This is a genomic window from Streptomyces sp. NBC_00316, assembly GCF_036158715.1.
GTDB lineage: Bacteria > Actinomycetota > Actinomycetes > Streptomycetales > Streptomycetaceae > Streptomyces.
On record NZ_CP108023.1, the window covers coordinates 7914645 to 7933294 of the forward strand.

The window sequence follows — 18650 nt, forward strand, 5'->3', positions numbered from 1 at the left end:
CTGACAACCCGCCGCCACGTGTGGACGAACCGCCGCCGCGGCCGCAACACACAGACATGTTCGTTGAACTGGACCTGCCGCCCGTCGACGAAGCAGAGTGATCGTGAATGCCCCCACTGCCCTTCTGGGACAGTGGGGGCATCGCTGTGTTCTGACGCCCTGAGCAGCTGTCAGGCGGCGGCGTGCCAGCGAGAAGCCGGGCGGCAGGCCCGGTGCCGCCTACTCGCAGCCCACTCCGTCTCCGTCGCGGTCGAGGTGGCGCCCGTAGCCGGGGTCTCCCGCGTGGATGGGTGCGGCACCAGCAGCCCTCACCGCCGAGCAGTTCGCGTAGTACGTCGACTCACTGCCGCCGCCCGACCTGGACTCGTCGCCACCGTCGGGCGCGACGGTGACCTTGACGGTCTTCGTCTTCGTCACGGTGGGCACAGGCTTCGGACTGGCGGTGACAGTCTCGGTGACGGCGGGCTCGGGCTCAGCCGTCTCGGTCGTCGTCACGGTTGCCGCAGGCGCGGCCTTCGCGCTGGCGACCTCTTCAGTCTTCGTGCTGTCGCCGGAGCCGCCGATGCCGACACCAATGAAGAACAGCAGCCCGGCCGCAGGGAACAGAACCCGCTTCCGCGTCCACTTCGGCCGTCCCCCGACCGGCCCGGGAACGACATACGGGTTGGAGCCGGCAGGCTCCGGCGGCTGCCCCCAAGGAGGCTGCTGCGGCGGCGGATTATGCGACATGTGTCCCCCTGAGAAGTTCGTGGAGGGATGACCGTAGCGACGCCGTCCGAGGCGAGGGAGTCAGATGCTCCGGTAGTGATGCAGTTGTGACCGAATCGTGGAGGAGTGAAGGCGATGTGGTCTACGACACTTCGTGAAATGTTCAGAGATGCCACCCCGTGTCCCGAGCTGGATTCGGCGCGGGGCCGACAGAAAGAGGGACCACGCTCAACGTCCCCGACCGCACTGCCGACCTCTTCGGCGACCAGGCCATCCGCGACGAGTTCGAGCAGGCGCTGAAAGCCGCCGGACGTTTCCACCAGCGCCAGCGCGTCTACCTCGAGGGCGGGCCCATTCCGGCGCCGTCCAAGTCGTAGACCGATCCATCGAAGACCTGGACCTGACCATGACGGGCCAGCACGTTGTGCCGATCGAATCGTCGATCCGTGCGAGCAGATCCTGTCAACCGCCGGGCTGGGCCCGGTCGGCGACGACTCGGCCCTGCTGCCGTCACTGCTGACCCTTGACGACGTGTACGGCACCGGCTACCACGCCGCCGAGCAGGACCGGAATTTCTGTTGCTGCCAAGGGAGTTGACAGCCATGACCCATGGGTGTCGCGCACCCCCCGACCTCGAACGAAGGACTCCGACCGTGGCAGCCGAACTCTCCGACGAACTCAGGAAGTACCTCGACAACTCGAAGGCATTCGCCACCGTGGCCACTCTCTCGCCGGACGGGCAGCCGCACCTGACCGTCGTCTGGATCACGCGCGACGGTGACGACCTGCTGTTCTCCACGACCGTGGACCGGCTGCAGGGGAAGAACGCCGCCCGCGAACCGCGCGTCACGCTGCTGATCAGTCCGCCCGACAATCCGTACACGTATGCCGAGATCCGCGGCACCGCCACCGTCACACCCGACAGCACGCACGAGCTGCTGAACGAACTGGCGCACAAGTACACCGGTCAGGACTACGCCACGTTCAACCCGGCCTCGAAGGACGACGGCCAGCGGGTGGTCGTGCGTGTCACGCCCGTCAAGGTCGCGGGCAGGCTCTGACACCACGACACATCCGGCCCTGCCGACCGCATCGGTGGGGCCGGATCAGTGAGTCCGGTCCGCCGACTGCTGTGGTACGACCACCAGGAACGCGTCCTCCTCCAGGTCCATCACGACTTCGGCCGCCACACCCTCGCCGCGGCGTGCTGCCGCGAACTCCTCCGCAGGCCAGCTGCCCCGCGGACCGCCCGCCGGAAACCGCTCCAATACCGTGCGCCGCACGATGTACCCCCTTGCCCTCGACGGCTCCAACGACCTCCCGCCGCCGCCGTTACGGCCGGGCCGAGGCCTGGACTCGTACAGTGGGACGCCCGCTGAGGGCCTCCGGCGGTTCCTTTCGTGCAACAGGATCGCCACAGCCGGGTTTCCGCGGCAGGGTGTTACGGGCAAGCCACAGAGGGCTACGGAAGAGGGGGAACCGTGATCGTCTGGATCAACGGTGCGTTCAGCGCGGGCAAGACGAGCGCCGCGCGCGAACTGATCGATCTGATCCCGAACAGCACCTTCTACGACCCCGAACTGACCGGTGGGGCGCTGCGGTACCTGTTGCCTCAGAAGAGACTGGCCGAGGTGACCGACTACCAGGATCTTCCGATCTGGCGGCGGATGGTGGTGGACACCGCGGCCGCTCTGCTCGCAGAGCTGCCCGGGGTGCTCGTGGTGCCCATGACGTTGCTGCGCCAGGAGTACCGCGACGAGATATTCGGGGGGCTCGCTTCCCGGCGCATACCGGTGCGTCATGTGCTGCTCTCACCTGAGGAAACGATCCTGCGGCGGCGGATAGCGGGTCGTGAAGACGTGCCGGACGACCCGGAAGCGAGTGCACGCGTACGGCAGTGGGCCTACGAACACATCGAGCCCTACCGGACGGCTCTCGACTGGATCACCGCGGACGCCCACACCATCGACACCAGCACACTGACTCCGCAGGAGACGGCCGAGCGCATTGCCGAGGCCGTGCGCACCGGAGCGGCCGGCGCGTGTGAGATCGTGCAGACGCCCGAACCGACCGCCGAGACCCTCGCGGCCGGGGTGCTGCTCTTCGACGAGCACGACCGGGTGCTGCTCGTGGACCCCACGTACAAGCCCGGCTGGGAGTTCCCCGGGGGAGTCGTGGAGCCCGGCGAGGCGCCGGCGCAGGCCGGGATCCGGGAAGTGGCCGAGGAGATCGGGATACACCTCGACCGGATCCCGAAACTCCTCGTCGTCGACTGGGAGCCGCCGAACCCGCCCGGATACGGAGGTCTGCGGTTGCTCTTCGACGGCGGTCTGCTGCGCTGCGACGACGCGGAACGGCTACTGCTGCCCGGATCCGAACTGCGCGGCTGGCGGTTCGTCACCGAGGCGGAGGCCGCCACGATGCTTCCGCCGGTCCGGTACGAGCGGCTCCGCTGGGCGCTGCGGGCCCGCGAGCGGTCAACCGTGCTCAACCTGGAAGCCGGAGTCCCGGTCGGGTGACGCCCGAGGCACCGCCGTCGCGTCGACGGTGCGCCTGGCCGACGGGGAAGCGGAACATGCGCAGTTGAGGGGGCACCTCTACGGTTCCGTGCGGCGAACGTGTGCAACCACGGCCGTCCGCCGCACGGATCCTCGCTCCGGGTGAACCCCCGCAGTGCGAACCCCGGCCCCGGAGCGCGCAATGCGGGATCAGGCCCGCTTGGACTCCGCGTAGTTCTGCAGGAACAGCGCCTCGGCGATCGACAGCCGCTCCAGCTCCTCGGGCGACACGCTCTCGTTCACGGCGTGGATCTGGGCCTCCGGCTCGCTCAGCCCGATCAGCAGGATCTCCGCCTCCGGGTAGAGCGCCGCGAGGGTGTTGCAGAGTGGGATCGAGCCGCCCATGCCGGACGACTGCATCTTCTCGCCGGGGTAGGCGGCCTCCATCGCCTGAGCCATCGACGTGTACGCAGGGCTGGAGGTGTCCGCACGGAACGCCTGGCCCTGTCCCACCTGCTCGACGGCCACCCGCGCGCCCCACGGGGCATGCGCCTTGAGATGGGCGGTGAGCAGCTTCGTCGCCTCGGCGGCGTCCTGGCCCGGCGGCACCCGCAGGCTGATCTGCGCCCGTGCGGTCGCCTGCAGCGACGGCGTCGCGCCGACCACCGGCGGGCAGTCGATGCCGATGACGGTGACGGCGGGCCGGGCCCAGATGCGGTCGGCGACCGTGCCCGTGCCGATCAGCTCTACACCGTCGAGGACCTTCGCATCCTTGCGGAACTCGTTCTCCGGGTACTGCAGCCCCTCCCACTCGGCATCCGTGGTGAGCCCGTCGACCGTCGTGGTGCCGTCCTCGGCGCGCAGCGACGCGAGCAGCTGGATCATCGCGGCCAGCGCGTCGGGCGCGGCGCCGCCGAACTGCCCGGAGTGCAGGTTGCCTTCGAGGGTGTCGAGCGTGACCCGGAGCATCGTCATCCCGCGCAGCGTCGAGGTGACCGTCGGCAGGCCGACGCGGAAGTTGCCCGTGTCGCCGATGACGATCGTGTCGGCGGCCAGCAGTTCGGGGTGCGCCTCCGCGTACCGCTCCAGACCGCCGGTGCCCTGCTCCTCCGAGCCCTCGGCGATCACCTTGACGGAGACCGGGACGCCGCCGTTCGCCTTCAGCGCGCGCAGGGCGAGGAGGTGCATGATGAACCCGCCCTTGCAGTCCGCCGCGCCGCGGCCGAACCACCGGCCGTCACGCTCCGTCAGCTCGAACGGAGGGGAGAGCCAGGCGGACTCGTCGAGCGGCGGCTGCACGTCGTAGTGCGCGTACAGCAGCACGGTCGGGGCGCCCGCCGGGCCGGGCAGGAAGCCGTAGACCGACTGCGTGCCGTCGGGGGTGTCGAGCAGGGCGACGTCCTGGAAGTCCTCGGCGCGCAGTGCGTCGGCGACCCAGTTGGCGGCCGCCTCGCACTCGCTCTTCGGGAACTGCGCGGGATCCGCCACCGACTGGAAGGCCACCAGCTCGGCCAGCTCCGCCTGGGCACGGGGCATCAGCGAGGCGACGGTCTCGGAAATCGGATGGGCGGTCATGGGTACGCTCCTCGTGGGTGCGACGTTATGTGTACGAATCCGTCTCACGAACGCCGTGGATGCGGCGTTGCATGTATGGCGAAGGCGTGGTCGATCCTCCCACAGCGAGGCGCGGCCGCAACGCGCCGTAGGATGCCGTGAGCAGTGTGGGCCACTGGTCGGGATCGGGAGCAGAAGCACATCGTGAGCAGCGAGAACGCAGACGCCGGACGTGAGCTGGAAGAGTCGTCGGTGTGGGATGTCGTCGTAGTCGGCGCCGGACCGGCCGGAGCCTCCGCGGCATACGCGGCCGCAGTTGCCGGCCGACGGGTACTGCTGCTGGAGAAGGCGGAACTGCCCCGGTACAAGACCTGCGGCGGCGGCATCATCGGGTACTCCCGTGATGCGCTGCCACCCGGATTCGAACTGCCGTTGCAGGACCGGATCCACGCGGTGACGTTCTCGCTCAACGGAAGGCTGGCGCGGACCCGCCGGTCCAAGCGGATGCTCTTCGGGCTCATCAACCGGCCCGAGTTCGACGCGGGCCTGGTGGAGCAGGCGCAGAAGGCGGGCGCCGAACTGCGCACCGGAGTGACGGTGACGCGGGTCGAGCAGCACGGCGCCGCGGTCCCCGACCGGCGCACGGTCGCCGTGGTGCTGTCCGGCGGCGAGACCGTCCTTGCCCGTGCGGTCGTCGGCGCCGACGGCAGTGCCGGCCGGATAGGCGCTCATGTCGGGGTGAAGCTCGACCAGGTGGACCTCGGCTTGGAGTCGGAGATCCCGGTGCCGGCCACGGTTGCCGAGGACTGGGCGGGCCGGGTGCTGATCGACTGGGGTCCGTTGCCCGGCAGTTACGGCTGGGTGTTCCCGAAGGGCGACACCCTGACCGTCGGCGTGATCTCCGCACGCGGTGACGGCGCAGGGACCAAGCGGTATCTCGAGGACTTCATCGCCAGGCTCGGTCTCGCCGGATTCGAGCCGACGATCTCCTCCGGTCACCTCACGCGCTGCCGCAGCGACGATTCGCCGCTCTCGCGCGGGCGGGTGCTCGTCTGTGGCGACGCGGCGGGCCTGCTGGAGCCGTGGACCCGCGAGGGCATCTCGTTCGCGCTGCGCTCCGGGCGGCTCGCCGGTGAGTGGGCGGTCCGTGTCGCGGAGTCGCACGACGCGGTGGACGCCCGCCGCCAGGCGCTCAACTACGCCTTCGCCATCAAGGCGGGTCTGGGCGTCGAGATGGGCGTCGGGCGGCGCATGCTGAAGCTGTTCGAACGCCGCCCGGGCCTTCTGCACGCGGTGCTGACCGGATTCCGCCCGGCCTGGAAGGCGTTCGCCGGGATCACCCGGGGGACGACGTCGCTGGCCGAGCTGGTCCGTACGCATCCGCTGGCGCAGCGGGCCCTGTCGGCGATGGACCGTTAACCGCACGCCGCACGCCGCACGCCGCACGCCGCACGCCGCACGACGGCGGACGCCGGCCGGCCGGCGACGGACGGCGGGCGGGACCGAAGGGCCGGACGGGGCCGGGGCAGCAGGTCGGGCCGGATGGCCGGGCCGTCGGTGGCGAGCCGGTGGTCCGGCGGGTTCTGACGGCCGGCTGCGGGTGTACCGGTCCTTCAGGCCTTGAGCGTGATGCGGAAGACCGGGTGGTCGGGGGCGATGCGGCGCAGTTCCTCGGCGGACGAGTCCGGGCCGACGCCTCCGAAGAAGACGCCGACCTCCGCCTTCCAGCGCTTGAGGTAGGCGCGAAGCAGCTCGGGCTTCTCGTCGTCGGGAACCTCGGCGGCGGTGAAGGCGTCGACCTTCTTGCCGAGGTGGAGCTCGCCACCGCCGGCGGCGCGCATGTTGTGCGTCCACTGGACATGGCCACGGGGCGCGACAAGGTACTGCTGCCCGTCCACGGTCAGGAGGTTCACCGGGGTGCGGCGCCACTCGCCGCTCTTGCGGCCGCGGACCGCCAGGACCCGGGAGCCCCAGACGCTGATGCCGCGCCGGGTGATCCAGGCGACGGTGCGGTTGAAGACGTTGACCGTGAACCAGCCGGGCTTCTGAACGTGCACGGACATGAGACTCCCCTTTGGAAAGTGTGAGCGCTGCTCTCGCTTGAGATCAGTGTGCATGTGTTCGGTGTTCAAAAGCAAGAGCACTGCTCTGGTTATTGGTCGGTGCTCCAATTTCGTGGCAGACTGAACTCCATGAGCACCATCCGAGGAGCCAGGGAACGGGCCCGTATCGAAGTCACCGCCGCGATCAAGGACGAGGCGAGAAAGCAGCTCGCAGCCGATGGCGCCGCGAGACTTTCGCTGCGCGCCGTCGCCCGTGAACTGGGCATGGTGTCGTCCGCGCTCTACCGCTACTTCCCCAGCCGTGACGAGCTGCTCACCGCCCTGATCGTGGATGCGTACGACGCCGTGGGCGAGGCCGCCGAGGCCGCCGACCGCACCGCGTGCGCCGGCCCGCCCGGACCCGCTCCGCATCTCGCCCGCTGGACCGCGGTCGCCTGTGCCGTCCGCGACTGGGCCCTGGCCCACCCCCATGAGTACGGCCTGATCTACGGTTCACCGGTGCCCGGTTACACCGCACCCGAGGCGACGATCGGCCCCGCCTCCCGCGTCGGCCTGGCCCTCATCGAGATCGTCGGCGATGCCCACCGCACGGACGGCCTCGCCCTGCCGCCGCTCCCCGCCGAGCTGCGCCCGGAGGGCGAGCGGATGGCCGCCGACTTCGCCCCCGACCTTCCTCCGGCGGCCGTGGTTCCCCTGGTGGCCGCCTGGTCGCAGCTCTTCGGGCTGATCTCCTTCGAGATTTTCGGGCAGTTCCACCGGATCGTCGAGGCCCGGGAGGACTTCTTCCGGCGGGCGGTCGGCGATCTGGCACGGCACGTGGGTCTCCTCGGCGGCCGACCCGTGCGTACGGCCGGCGCCTGAGCCGGCCGTACGGACAGGACGGCCGCCGGCGGCGGCGAGGTACTCCGCCGGGAGTATGCGTGATCACCTCGCCCGGCTGACGCCGCCGCCGGGGCCTGCGGTCTAGCGTTGCCGGTATGGAAGAGCAGCGCTCACACGGAAGCGGCGTCCCCTCCCGGGAGCAGGGCGGACCGTCGCCGCGGAGGCCCTGGGCGCACGCGGGCCCCGGCGGACCCGGGGAGCCCCGCGGGCCGTTCGAGCACGCCGGACCGCTGGGCAGGCTGGTGGGCATGCGCGGGCGGTCGTCCGCCCGCCTGCCGTGGCCGTCCACCCTTCTGCTGGGCGCATTCGTCATGGTCGGCTCGTCCCTCGCGGCCCGTGGGCAGCTCGACGAGCGTGCTCCGCTGGACCTCTTCGCCCGGATCCTGCTCTTCATCGCCGTTGCCGTGCTGCTGCTGCGCCACCGCCGGCCCGTCCTGGCGGTGTTCGTCTCCTCGGCCGCGGCCATGGTCTATCTCGGCGCCGGCTATCCGTACGGTCCGGTCTTCCTGGCCGTCGCAGTCGGTTGCTTCAGTGCCGTCGTCGCGGGGCACCGGAGAGCCGCGTGGGCAGCAGTGGGAATGGTGTGGGTGGGCCATCTGCTGGTAGCGCACTGGCTCTACCCCTGGCTGCCGCCGAGCGGCGACTCGGCCGCGCCCTGGGGGCAGGAACTGGGCGTCGCCGCCTGGGTGGTGGCGATCGTCGCGGCAGCGGAGTTCGTGCGGGTGCGCCGCGAACAATGGGCGGCGCAGCGTGCCGAACGGGAGGCCGCGGAGAAGCGGCGGGCCGACGAGGAACGGCTGCGGATGGCCCGGGAGCTCCATGACGTGCTCGCCCACAGCATCTCCGTCATCAATGTCCAGGCGGGTGTCGGACTTGCGCTCCTCGACACCGACCCCGAGCAGGCGCGCACGGCCCTCACCACGATCAAGGCCGCGAGCAAGGAGGCGCTGGGCGAGGTCCGTCAGGTCCTCGACACGCTCCGTACCCCCGGTGACGCCCCCAGGGCCCCGGCACCCGGTCTCGACCGGCTGCCCGAACTGGTCGACCAGGCGTCGAGCGCCGGACTGACCGTCACGCTGGAGACGGACGGCATACGGAATGCCGTCCCGCCCGGTACGGATCTGGCGGCCTTCCGGATCGTGCAGGAGGCGCTCACGAATGTGGTGCGGCATTCGGGCTCGCGCAGCGCACGCGTCCGGATCGGATACGGGACCGGCCGGATCCGGCTCCGTATCGACGACGACGGACCCGCCACCGGCAGCGAGGCCGGAGGCAGCGGCAACGGACTGGCCGGCATGCGGGAGCGGGCCGCCGCGCTGGGCGGCACGATCGAGGCGGGCCCCCGGCCCGACGGCGGCTTCCGGGTGCGGGCCGAACTCCCTCTGCACCCGCAGTCACGGGAAGGCACCGCGCAGGACGCGACGGAGGACACTGTGCAGGACACGAAGGAGGAGGCACCGTGATTCGCGTACTGCTCGCCGATGACCAGCTTCTGGTCCGGGCCGGCTTCCGCGCCCTGCTGGACGCCCAGCCGGACATCGAGGTGGCGGGGGAGGCCGCCGACGGTGAGGAGGCCGTACGTCTGGTGCGCGAACTTCGGCCGGACACCGTGCTCATGGACATCCGGATGCCACATCTCGACGGCCTGGCCGCCACCCGCACCATCACCGGGGATCCGGAGCTGAACGACGTCAAGGTGGTCATGCTCACCACCTTCGAGCTCGACGAATACGTTTTCGAGGCGATCCGTTCCGGGGCCTCCGGCTTTCTGGTCAAGGACACCGAGCCGGAGGAACTGCTGCGGGCGGTGCGGGCCGTGGTGGGCGGCGACGCCCTGCTCTCGCCAGGAGTGACCCGGCGGCTGATCGCGGAGTTCGCGGCCCGCTCCAAGGAGCCCGCGGCTGCCACGGAGCTGAGCGAACTCACCGAACGGGAGAGGGAAGTGATGGCGCTGGTCGGCATCGGGCTCTCCAACGAGGAGATCGCCCGCAGGCTCGTCGTCAGCCCGCTCACCGCGAAGACCCACGTCAGCCGCACCATGGTGAAACTCGGCGCCCGCGACCGGGCCCAACTCGTCGTGCTCGCCTACGAGTCGGGGCTCGTACGCCCCGGCTGGCTCGGCTGAGGCGGATCCTGCGGGCGGAGCGGGGCCACCGGGCGACGGCTCCCCCGACGGGGGAATCCCCACAACACGTCGACGAGGCGGGCGACGAAGACGAGGGCCGCGACAACGGCTCCGCTCATGAACACCACGTGCTCTGCCGCGCGCGACAGATCGAGGTACACGGAGGTCGCGCCGATGGCAACGAACGCGGCCGCGGCCAGAACGGCGCCGCTGACCAGGGCGAAGCCGATCTCGACGGTCATTGCGTCCCGGTCTTCCTGGCTTCGTCGCCCCATGCCCGAAGTGTCACAGGGTCGGTGGGCCGCGGGCAAGGACGCCCCGCGGCCCACCGCCCGTTCCCTCTGCCGTTCGGTCGGCGGGGCGGCGGACCGGCCGGTCAGTCCCGGACCGTCACCTTCTCAACGGCTGCCGCCTCGGCGGCCGCCCGGTCGCCCGCGGACGACGCGACCAGCACGGAGTGCCCCACGGTCCTGCGGCGGCGCAGCCCGGTCAGGGTGATCAGCAGCCCGCCGAACGCGATCACCGTCACGACCACGAGACCGGGCCGGTAGCTGTCGAGGACCGCCTGCGGGGAGCCGTCCCCGCTGCCGTGCGCGGTGATCACCGCGGTGACGACGGCCAGGAAGATCGCTCCGCCGACCTGGATGGACGTGTTCAGCAGGCCCGACACCATGCCCTGCTCGTCGTCGTCGACGCCATTGGTGGCCTGGATGTTGAGGGACGGGAAGGTCAGTGCGCAGGCCGCGCCCAGCAGCAGCATCGACGGGAGGATGACCGCTGCGTACGACGGAGTGAGGGTGATCCGCAGGAAGAGCGCGTAGCCGACGACGAGGAAGGTGAAGCCGGCCGCGATCACACGCGGCGTCCCGAACCGGTCCACCACGTCGCCGATCTTCGTCGACGACAGGGCGACCAGCACACCCGCGGGCAGGAAGGCCAGTGCCGTCTGCAGGGCCGACCAGTCGAGCAGCGACTGCATGTACTGCGTGACCAGGAACTGGAAGCCGACGTAGCTCCCGAAGAACGCTGCGGCGCCCAATTGCGCCCTGATCTGGCTGCCCGAGCGCAGCACTCCGAGCCGGACCAGCGGGTTCGCGGTGCGCCGCTCGATGGTGACGAAGGCGGTGAGGAGTACGGCGACGGCGAGGAAGGACAGCAGGGTGCGGGCGGAGGCCCAGCCGGCCTCCGGGGCCTGGACGACGGTGAACACCAGCAGCAGCATGGAGGCCGTGCCGGTGACGGCGCCCGGCAGGTCGTATCCGCGGTGGGTGTTCTCGCGCTCGCTGTGCGGGATCAGCCGCAGCCCTGCGACGAGGGCGATCAGTGCGATGGGGGCGGGCAGCAGCATCGTCCAGCGCCAGGAGAGCTGGGTGAGCAGACCCGACAGGACCAGGCCCATGGAGAAGCCGGTGGCCGCGCAGGTGGTGTAGATGGACAGGGCGCGGTTGCGCTGCGGGCCCTCCTTGAAGGTCGTGGTGATGATCGAGAGCCCGGCCGGCGCGGTGAACGCGGCGCTCAGTCCCTTGATGAAGCGGCTGGCGATCAGGAGGGGGCCGGAGTCGACGAATCCGCCGAGCAGCGAGGCGAGGGCGAAGACGCCGAGTGCGATGAGGAAGACCCGGCGCCGGCCGAGCAGATCGGCGGCGCGGCCGCCGAGGAGCAGCAGTCCGCCGTAGCCGAGGATGTATCCGCTGACGATCCACTGCAGGGTCGAAGTGGTCAGATCGAGATCTTCGGCGATGGACGGCAGGGCGACGCCGACCATGGAGACGTCGAGGGCGTCCAGGAACATCGCGGCGCAGAGCACGAGCAGCGTGCCCCACAGGCGCGGGCTCCATCGGGCAGGGGAATCGGGGCCGTTGAGCGGAGTGGTCATGAGCAAGAAGATACATGCACATGCATTGAGTGCAAGTGCATTTAATTCCGATGCAACAAACGGCCTCATCTCTGCTAACGTGCGGATATGGCAGCGAACAAGCCCGAGCGGGTGCTCGTGGAAGAGTGGCGGGACATCCTTGCGCTGCACGCCAGGACGCTCTGCGAGCTCGATCGCGAGCTGCATCGGCACGGCCTCGGCGCCAGCGACTTCGAGGTGCTCGACGTCCTGGCCGAAGGCGCGTCGGAGGACGGCGCCGCCTGCCGCGTACAGGAACTGGCCTCCCGGGTCCATCTGAGCCAGAGTGCGCTGTCGCGGCTGATCGCCCGGCTGGAGAAGGACGACCTCGTGCGCCGCGGGATGTGCAGTGAGGACCGGCGCGGCGTCCAGGTCGAGCTGACGGCGAAGGGCCGTGCGCGCCATGCCGAGGTGAAGCCGTTGCAGCGGTCGGTGCTGGCCCGGATGCTGGACGGCGCAACCGGCTGACTGCGGTCCGGAACGCGGCCGGGGGCCACCCGGCCGTCGCTCCCATGTGTCCGTCAGGACCAGGTGACCCCGGAGTTCTCGCACCACAGGCGGGCGAGTCCCCGGTCACCTGTCACGGTGACCGCGGTGAGCGGCAGCCTGTTCCAGAGTGTGAGATAGAGCCCCTCGGCCGTCCCGCTCAATTCGCAGTCGACGGATCCCGGTCGGTGCGAGTCGGCCGCCGGCTCGTGTACGGCCTGCGGCGGCTCGGGCGAGAGCCGTACGGTCCATGCGTCGCCCGTGTCCGTGGCGCGCACCCGTAGCGTGCGTGGTGCATCGGTGCGCACCTTGCTCTTCGGGCGGGCGTGGAAGCCGAGCAGCAGCTCGTCGATCCCGTCCAGGGCCTGCCCGGGCGCCACAGGCGAGAGCGGACCGCCACGCGCGGATTCGGCGTCCACCCGGTGAATCGTCGTCTCGTGGGCCTGCCGGCGTGCCCAGAACGCCAGCGGGGAGGGCGCGGGCAGAAAGGCCCAGCACTCCAGGTCCGCCGGGGCGCTCGCCAGTGCGTTCACCAGCAGACCGTGTCCCTCGCGGAACCAGTCGAGCAACTCCCCGCCGTCCAGGTCGGGTTCCCCGCCGTCGGGATGGTACGAGGTGTGGCCTTCGGTGACGTACGCGGCGGCCCAGCGGTGCACCATGCCGGTGTGCCGGAGCAGGTCGCGTACCTGCCAGCCCGGACACGTCGGCACCGACGCGCCGGGCCCGGCCTGTTCCGCCGCGTCGGTCAGCAAGTGTCCTGAGTCCGTGAGGGACTTGATGTGGTCCATGGTCTCCATGGCGCAGATTGTGCCAGTGGCTCAGACGCCCTGAGGGCGGGCGGTACGGGACCGTCCCCCGCCGCGCACCAGCCGTACGAACCAGCCGAGGGTGAGCGCCTGCACGAGGACGGACACGACGAGAGCGAGATATATGAACCAGGCCGGTCCGGCGGCGTCCGTTCCCCACAGCTCGCTGCCGACGAAGAACACGAACACCGTCGGCGCCGCGAGCAGGAACAGCCAGACGCCCGCGAACGAGGCGTCCTCGTGCGGGACGAACAGGGTGTCCACGGCGACGAACACCGCTGTCGCCAGCACCACCCCGAGGTACGTCAGCGAGGCGGCATTGCCGAAGGTCAGCCGTGCGAGCGTGCGGAGGTGCTGCTTGTTCATGACCGGCTTGTCCATGGCCTGCTCCCCGTAGACGGTCGATGCCTCCATCGTGCGGCCGGGGAGCCGGTCCTGCCTGAGTACGCCTACTCAATCGGGCGGGCCTGCGTGCGGCGGAGGTCTCTCGTGCGTACGGCGATCAGGCGCGGGCCGTCGCATGGCGTGCCGCGTACCCCAGCGCCGCCGCAGCACCGGCGAGCACCGCCACCGTCGTGAGGGCCAACGGCAGCGAGACCCAGTCGGCCAGGAACCCGATCACGGGCGGCCCGAGCAGCAACCCGCCGTAGCCGATCGTCGAGGCCGCGGCCACTCCGCTCGGGCCGGCCAGCTCGCCGGCCCGGCCGACCGAGACGGGGAAGATGTTCGCCAGGCCGAGTCCGGCGACGGCGAAGCCGAGAAGGGCCAGCCAGGCCGTCGGCGCGAGCGACCCGAGGAGCATTCCGGCCGCGCCCGTCGCGCCGCCCACCACGAGCGTGCGGGTCTGCCCGAGGCGTTCCAGCAGTGCGGTGCCGGTGAGCCGGCCCGCGGTCATGGCCAGGGCGAACAGGGAGTATCCGGCGGCGGCGATGCCCGGGCGTGCGTGCAGGTCCTGCTCCAGGTGGAGAGCGCTCCAGTCGGCCAGGGCGCCTTCCCCGTACGCGGTGCAGAGTGCGATCACGCCGAACAGCAGCACCACGTTGCGGGTGCGTCCGGTCATCCGGCGTGGCTGCTCGGTGCGGTCGGCCACGGACACGGTTCGCGGAGCCCGGTGCCGCAGCAGGGTCGGTCCGGCGGCGGCGGTGACGAGCAGTCCGACCCCGGTGAGGACGAGGAGATGGGTGGCGGGGGAGAGCCCGCCGGCGACCAGTCCGCCGAGGCCGGCGCCGAGCATGCCACCGAGGCTGAACGCGGCGTGGAAGCTGGGCATCACGGGACGCCGCAGGCCCGCGACCATGTCGACCGCGGCGCTGTTCATCGCGACGTTCATCGCGCCGTACGCGGAGCCGAAGACCAGCAGGACGAGACCGAGCGAGAGCGCCGAATGCGTCTGTGCGGGCAGGGCGATGGCCAGTGAGAGCAGCACCCCGCAGACCACGGTCACGGGGTGGCTGCCGAACCGTCGGCAGAGCCCCCCGGCGAGCATCATGGTGATGACCGCCCCGGCGGAGACGCCCAGCAGTGCGAGGCCGAGCGTGGAGGCGGAGGCGCCGGTCTGGTGCTTGATGGCCGGGATGCGGACCACCCAGCCGGCGAAGAGGAACCCGTCGAGGGCGAAGAACACGGTCAGCGCGGTACGGAGGCGGGCCGACGAGGGTGGGACGGTGTCTCCGTCTGGTCCCCCCGACTGGGCCGTCCGCAGTTTGTTTAGTTGCGGCACAAAAGAAGCATAGGGGCCTCCGGGCGACGGATGCAAGACGGCCGGACACCGTGGATGCCATGACCGCACAGGGGTGACGGTAATGACCGGAAGGGGCGACCGCGGTGGGCGCACGAGGCGATCACCATGGGCCGCGGGGCCGTCCGCCGTGGCCGGAAGCAGGCAGGAGCCCGCCACCGGGGCGTCGGCAGTCGCTCAGGATCATGGGAGACTCGCCCCCATGAACGGCAAGGCGACCACCACCCGGACGAAGCTGGAGAGGGGCCGGAGCGCGCTCGGGCCCGCGCTGGAACTGGTCCACACAGGGCGCGCACCCACGCGCGCCGTGCTCACCTCCGAGCTCGGCGTCACCCGCGCGACCGCCGGTGCGGTCGCCGCGGAACTTGAGGCGCTCGGCCTCATCCGCGTCGACTCCAGCCCCGGTTCCGCGGCGGGCTCGCAGGGCCGCCCCTCCCACCGGCTGGCCATTCGGGAGTCCGGCCCGGTCGCCATCGCCGCGCAGGTGCATGCCGACGGGTTCCGTGCCGCACTGGTGGGTCTCGGCGGCCGGCTCGTTGCCACCGACCCCGGCTGCGTCACGGTCACCTCGGACCCGGCGCAGGTGGTGGGCGAAGTCGTCGATGCCTGCGCCCGGTTGCTGCGCGACAGCGGACTGCGCTGCGTCGGCGCGGGTCTCGCCGTCCCCTCCGCCGTGGCCGAACCGGAGGGCACCGCGCTCAACCCGCTGCACATCGCCTGGCCGGCAGGCGCCCAGGTCCGTGAGATCTTCGCCACGTGTGTACGTGAAGCGGGCATCTCCGGCCCCGCGTTCACCGGCAACGACGTCAACCTCGCCGCGCTCGCCGAGCACCGCCACGGCGCCGGCCGCGGAGCCCAGCATCTGCTCTGTGTGGCCACCGGCCACCGCGGCGTCGGCGGTGCCCTCGTGCTCGACGGGCGTCTGCACACCGGAAGTTCGGGACTGGCCCTCGAGGTCGGCCATCTCACCGTGAACCCCGAAGGACGCCCCTGCCACTGCGGCGGACGCGGCTGCCTCGACGTCGAGACCGACCCGCTCGCCTTCCTGACCGCCGCCCGCCGCACCCCGGGGCCGGAGGAATCCCTGCTCAAGCAGTCGAGCGACCTGCTGCGTACGGAGTACGAGGACCCGGCCGTACGGGCCGCGGCCGAGGAGCTCATCGACCGGCTCGGCCTGGGACTGGCCGGACTCGTCAACATCCTCAACCCGGACCGCATCATCCTCGGCGGACTGCACCGCGCACTGCTCGACGCCGCCCCGGACCGGCTGCGCGCCGTCGTCGCCGACCGCAGCCTGTGGGGGCGCAGCGGCAGTGTGCCGATCCTGCCGTGCACGCTCGATCACAACAGCCTGGTCGGCGCAGCCGAGCTGGCCTGGCAGCCGGTTCTCGACGACCCGCTGGGCGCACTGGCCTGAACAAGTGCCGTGGAGCGTCGGCAGGACATCCCTCGTGCCGCTGCTCCACGGCCGCCGAGCCCGCATAGCGGCAGTTCCGCGACGCGAGCTCGCCCATCGGCGGCAGGATCAGGGCGTCGGCCCGAAAACGAAAGCCCGCGCCGGGTTCTCGATCAGTATCGCGTCCAACTGTCGCCTTCCCAGGGTGTGTTCGAGCCGAGGACCGTACGGACCGTGGCTACCACTGCCTGCGCTCCCCGAGCTTCCCGCGCTCCGGCATGCACAGACGCAACACCTCGTAGCGGTCGCCGGGCGTCTCGGGCGCGTCGTGCGCCCAGAGCGTGAAGTGGAGCAGTTCCCAGTGGCGGGGGTCGACGGCCAGCGCCGTGGCGACCGCGCCGGGGGTCCTCGCCAGCGCCCCGCTCTCCTCCAGTGCGGCCTCGACCGCGTCCGCCGGGGCGGCCGAGGCCGGGATCGGCGTGCGGCGGCGGGTCGCCGTGCGGGGGAGTGCGCCCGACGCGGGGCCCTCCGTGTACGACAGGCCGGTCCGGTGCTGCACCTCGGGACGGCCGAAGTCATCGACGACGCCCTGGAATCCGGGCCCCCGGAGAAAGGCGTTCATGCCCTCGGGGGCCGTCCACAGGTACAGCGGCGCGTACTGGTTGACCGGTGAGTACGCACCGTGCTCGCGCGCCAGGTACGCCTTGATCCCCAGGCCCGGGAAGGTGTCGAGGAAGTGGCCCTTGGTGGCGACCCGGGTGCGGATGATCCCATGTCGTAATCGGCGGGAAGGGTGATCTCGTACTGCATGGCATGCATCGCGTACTCCTCGGGCCGTAGTGGTGCATGGCAGGGGTCAGGCGGAGCCGGTGCGCGGGGCGAGCAGCGCGAGCAGGCCCCTGACGCCGGCGTCGAAGGCCGCCGGTGAGCCCGAGGCGCGGGCCAGCACATAACCGCCCTGTACCGTCGCGAGCACCGTCGCCGCGATCTCGTCAGGGTTGACCGAGCGGTCGAACTCGCCCTGGTCCAGGCCCTGCTGGACGACCTCGCCGAGTCGTCCGCGCAGCCAGCCGATCGTCTCGTCGACGGGTGCGCGCAGCAGGTCGCTGGCGATGACATCGGGGTCCATCGTCAGCCGGCCGACCGGGCAGCCGCGGAGCACGTCGCGCTCGCGCAGGAGGTACGCCGAGATCCGTTCGTACGCCGATCCCGGGCCGTCCAGTACCTGTTCGGCGGTGGTGCGCAGTTCCGCCGCCGTGCGCACGATGGCGGCGAGCGCCAGATCGGGTTTGCCCGCGAAGTGGTGGTACATGCTGCCCTGGCCGGCGCCCGCGTGCTGCTGGATGGCCTTGGGGCTCGTGCCTACGTAGCCGCGCTCCCACAGGAGCTCCCGGGTGGCCTCGATCAGTCGGTCCGGAGTGCTCATGCGAGGGAGTGTACATACCAGTAGGTACAGAACCCATGGACCTCGGCCTGCCCACAGGAGCAGCCGCCCGAACGCCGCGTACTCCCACAGGGGTACGCACACGGCCGCTGGCCGTACGACGACTCGCACCCCCACCCGGAGCCACGCTCGGAAGCGACAGAGAACAGCACACGGAACAACCGAGCAACCGAACCCCGTACCGAGGGAGCTGACCGAGATGAACACCCTGGCGCACGCCGGTGGACCCGGACCATGGATCCTCCTCTTCCCACTGATCTGGGCGGCCGTCGCCGTCGCCGTCGTCACCGTGCTGCGCCGTACCGCCCGGCGCGGCGGCCGGCGCGGCCCCTGGAGCCAGCGCACCGCGGATGTGCCCTTCGAGCAGTCGCCCGTCACCCTGCTCGGCCGCCGCTTCGCCGCGGGCGAGATCGACGAGGACGAGTACTGGCGACGACTCTCCGTCCTGGACGAGCAGTTCGGGCGTACGGGCCGCGGCGGTGCCGCATGACCACCACGGTCCGCACCACGGCCACGTCCACCGGCGCCGTCACCGCCGCCCGCGTCGTCGACGCCGTGAAGATCTACGGCAGGGGTGGGCCCGAGGTCCGGGCCCTGGACGGGGTGAGCGTCGACTTCCCGGCCGGCCGCTTCACCGCGATCATGGGGCCCTCCGGTTCCGGGAAATCCACCCTGATGCACTGCGCCGCCGGACTCGACACCCTCACCTCCGGCTGCGCGTTCATCGGCGACACCGACCTCAGTGCGCTCGACGACCGCCGGCTCACCCTGTTGCGCCGGCAACGCATCGGCTTCGTCTTCCAGGCCTTCAACCTCGTCCCGACCCTCACCGTCGCCGAGAACATCACCCTCCCCATGGACCTCGCGGGCGAGCGCGGCGACGAGGAGTGGCGTGCGGCACGCCTGGACGTGCTCCGCGCGATCGCCGCCGATTAGGGCCTCTTGCCGGCCGTCGACGACAGGTGGGCCGGACGGAGAGCGGGGCGCCCGGAGGCGTCCCGCTCTCCGTCCAGGGCCCTTCGTCCGGCTCGGGCCCGCTGCGGAGGAGCTGCTGTC

At 71.1% G+C, this 18650-nt stretch carries 20 protein-coding genes and 2 pseudogenes; 11 read left to right on the top strand and 11 right to left on the bottom strand.

The genetic code is table 11. The annotated features are described in order from the left end of the window. Positions 1-219: 219 nt before the first annotated feature. Complete coding sequence (locus tag OG878_RS35220) at positions 220-729, bottom strand: excalibur calcium-binding domain-containing protein (protein WP_328890519.1); 510 nt, start codon at positions 727-729, stop codon at positions 220-222. Positions 730-887: 158 nt separating this feature from the next. Here OG878_RS35220 and OG878_RS35225 point away from each other — a divergent pair, with 158 nt between their 5' ends. After that, the gene (locus OG878_RS35225) at positions 888-1085 is read left to right on the top strand and encodes a hypothetical protein (protein WP_328890520.1); all 198 of its coding nucleotides are present in this window, start codon (positions 888-890) and stop codon (positions 1083-1085) included. Positions 1086-1361: 276 nt separating this feature from the next. After that, positions 1362-1769, top strand: a complete 408-nt coding sequence (locus OG878_RS35230; RefSeq protein WP_328890521.1) for a PPOX class F420-dependent oxidoreductase — start codon at positions 1362-1364, stop codon at positions 1767-1769. A gap of 45 nt (positions 1770-1814) precedes the next feature. On the opposite strand, the gene OG878_RS35235 is transcribed toward OG878_RS35230, so the two are convergent. Then, a complete protein-coding gene (locus OG878_RS35235; protein WP_328890522.1) occupies positions 1815-1991 on the bottom strand; it encodes a hypothetical protein in 177 nt (58 codons plus the stop codon). Positions 1992-2189: 198 nt separating this feature from the next. Between OG878_RS35235 and OG878_RS35240 the strand changes: the two genes are divergently transcribed. Beyond that, entirely contained in the window at positions 2190-3227 is a 1038-nt protein-coding gene (locus OG878_RS35240; RefSeq protein WP_328890523.1) for an NUDIX hydrolase, read from the top strand. Between the two features lie 189 nt (positions 3228-3416). Here the strand turns inward: OG878_RS35240 and OG878_RS35245 are convergent, their stop codons facing one another. Then, a complete protein-coding gene (locus OG878_RS35245) occupies positions 3417-4781 on the bottom strand; it encodes a dipeptidase (protein WP_328890524.1) in 1365 nt (454 codons plus the stop codon). 183 nt (positions 4782-4964) lie between these two features. Here OG878_RS35245 and OG878_RS35250 point away from each other — a divergent pair, with 183 nt between their 5' ends. After that, positions 4965-6179: a geranylgeranyl reductase family protein gene (locus OG878_RS35250; RefSeq protein WP_328890525.1), complete on the top strand. Its 1215-nt coding sequence runs from the start codon at positions 4965-4967 to the stop codon at positions 6177-6179. 194 nt (positions 6180-6373) lie between these two features. Here the strand turns inward: OG878_RS35250 and OG878_RS35255 are convergent, their stop codons facing one another. After that, positions 6374-6823, bottom strand: coding sequence for a nitroreductase family deazaflavin-dependent oxidoreductase (locus OG878_RS35255; RefSeq protein WP_328890526.1), 450 nt, complete (start codon positions 6821-6823; stop codon positions 6374-6376). Between the two features lie 129 nt (positions 6824-6952). Between OG878_RS35255 and OG878_RS35260 the strand changes: the two genes are divergently transcribed. The 3 genes from OG878_RS35260 to OG878_RS35270 all read left to right on the top strand — a co-directional run bounded on the left by OG878_RS35260 (position 6953) and on the right by OG878_RS35270 (position 9830). Beyond that, positions 6953-7684, top strand: a complete 732-nt coding sequence (locus tag OG878_RS35260) for a TetR/AcrR family transcriptional regulator (protein ID WP_328890527.1) — start codon at positions 6953-6955, stop codon at positions 7682-7684. Between the two features lie 116 nt (positions 7685-7800). Beyond that, positions 7801-9168: a sensor histidine kinase gene (locus OG878_RS35265; RefSeq protein WP_443049199.1), complete on the top strand. Its 1368-nt coding sequence runs from the start codon at positions 7801-7803 to the stop codon at positions 9166-9168. After that, the gene (locus OG878_RS35270; RefSeq protein WP_328890528.1) at positions 9165-9830 is read left to right on the top strand and encodes a response regulator transcription factor; all 666 of its coding nucleotides are present in this window, start codon (positions 9165-9167) and stop codon (positions 9828-9830) included. The genes OG878_RS35265 and OG878_RS35270 overlap by 4 nt, the downstream gene beginning before the upstream one ends. Here the strand turns inward: OG878_RS35270 and OG878_RS35275 are convergent. Together OG878_RS35275 and OG878_RS35280 are read right to left on the bottom strand one after the other, a co-directional pair. Then, positions 9791-10105 carry a DUF6332 family protein gene (locus OG878_RS35275; RefSeq protein WP_328890529.1) on the bottom strand — a complete coding sequence of 105 codons (315 nt, stop codon included), beginning with the start codon at positions 10103-10105 and terminating at the stop codon, positions 9791-9793. The genes OG878_RS35270 and OG878_RS35275 overlap by 40 nt on opposite strands. 101 nt (positions 10106-10206) lie before the next feature. Beyond that, a complete protein-coding gene (locus OG878_RS35280) occupies positions 10207-11706 on the bottom strand; it encodes an MFS transporter (RefSeq protein ID WP_328890530.1) in 1500 nt (499 codons plus the stop codon). A gap of 87 nt (positions 11707-11793) precedes the next feature. Here OG878_RS35280 and OG878_RS35285 point away from each other — a divergent pair, with 87 nt between their 5' ends. Next, positions 11794-12192, top strand: a complete 399-nt coding sequence (locus OG878_RS35285) for a MarR family winged helix-turn-helix transcriptional regulator (RefSeq protein ID WP_328890531.1) — start codon at positions 11794-11796, stop codon at positions 12190-12192. Positions 12193-12245: 53 nt separating this feature from the next. Here the strand turns inward: OG878_RS35285 and OG878_RS35290 are convergent, their stop codons facing one another. From OG878_RS35290 to OG878_RS35300, 3 genes are all read right to left on the bottom strand, one after another. Continuing rightward, the gene (locus tag OG878_RS35290; RefSeq protein ID WP_328890532.1) at positions 12246-13007 is read right to left on the bottom strand and encodes a maleylpyruvate isomerase family mycothiol-dependent enzyme; all 762 of its coding nucleotides are present in this window, start codon (positions 13005-13007) and stop codon (positions 12246-12248) included. A gap of 21 nt (positions 13008-13028) precedes the next feature. After that, positions 13029-13397 carry an SCO4225 family membrane protein gene (locus OG878_RS35295; RefSeq protein WP_328890533.1) on the bottom strand — a complete coding sequence of 123 codons (369 nt, stop codon included), beginning with the start codon at positions 13395-13397 and terminating at the stop codon, positions 13029-13031. Positions 13398-13518: 121 nt separating this feature from the next. Further along, positions 13519-14736 carry an MFS transporter gene (locus OG878_RS35300; protein WP_328890534.1) on the bottom strand — a complete coding sequence of 406 codons (1218 nt, stop codon included), beginning with the start codon at positions 14734-14736 and terminating at the stop codon, positions 13519-13521. A gap of 220 nt (positions 14737-14956) precedes the next feature. On the opposite strand from OG878_RS35300, the gene OG878_RS35305 reads away from it, so the two are divergent. Then, entirely contained in the window at positions 14957-16171 is a 1215-nt protein-coding gene (locus OG878_RS35305) for an ROK family protein (protein ID WP_328890535.1), read from the top strand. 217 nt (positions 16172-16388) lie between these two features. On the opposite strand, the pseudogene OG878_RS35310 reads toward OG878_RS35305, so the two are convergent. Then, positions 16389-16969 (bottom strand): annotated as a pseudogene (locus tag OG878_RS35310) (DUF4865 family protein). A gap of 37 nt (positions 16970-17006) precedes the next feature. After that, on the bottom strand, positions 17007-17576 hold the full coding sequence (locus tag OG878_RS35315) for a TetR/AcrR family transcriptional regulator (protein ID WP_328890536.1): 570 nt from the start codon (positions 17574-17576) through the stop codon (positions 17007-17009). Between the two features lie 217 nt (positions 17577-17793). On the opposite strand from OG878_RS35315, the gene OG878_RS35320 reads away from it, so the two are divergent. Together OG878_RS35320 and OG878_RS35325 are read left to right on the top strand one after the other, a co-directional pair. Continuing rightward, positions 17794-18084, top strand: a complete 291-nt coding sequence (locus OG878_RS35320; RefSeq protein ID WP_328890537.1) for an SHOCT domain-containing protein — start codon at positions 17794-17796, stop codon at positions 18082-18084. After that, positions 18081-18509 (top strand): annotated as a pseudogene (locus tag OG878_RS35325) (ATP-binding cassette domain-containing protein); the annotation flags it as partial. The gene OG878_RS35320 and the pseudogene OG878_RS35325, both read left to right, overlap by 4 nt. Between the last annotated feature and the right edge of the window lie 141 nt (positions 18510-18650).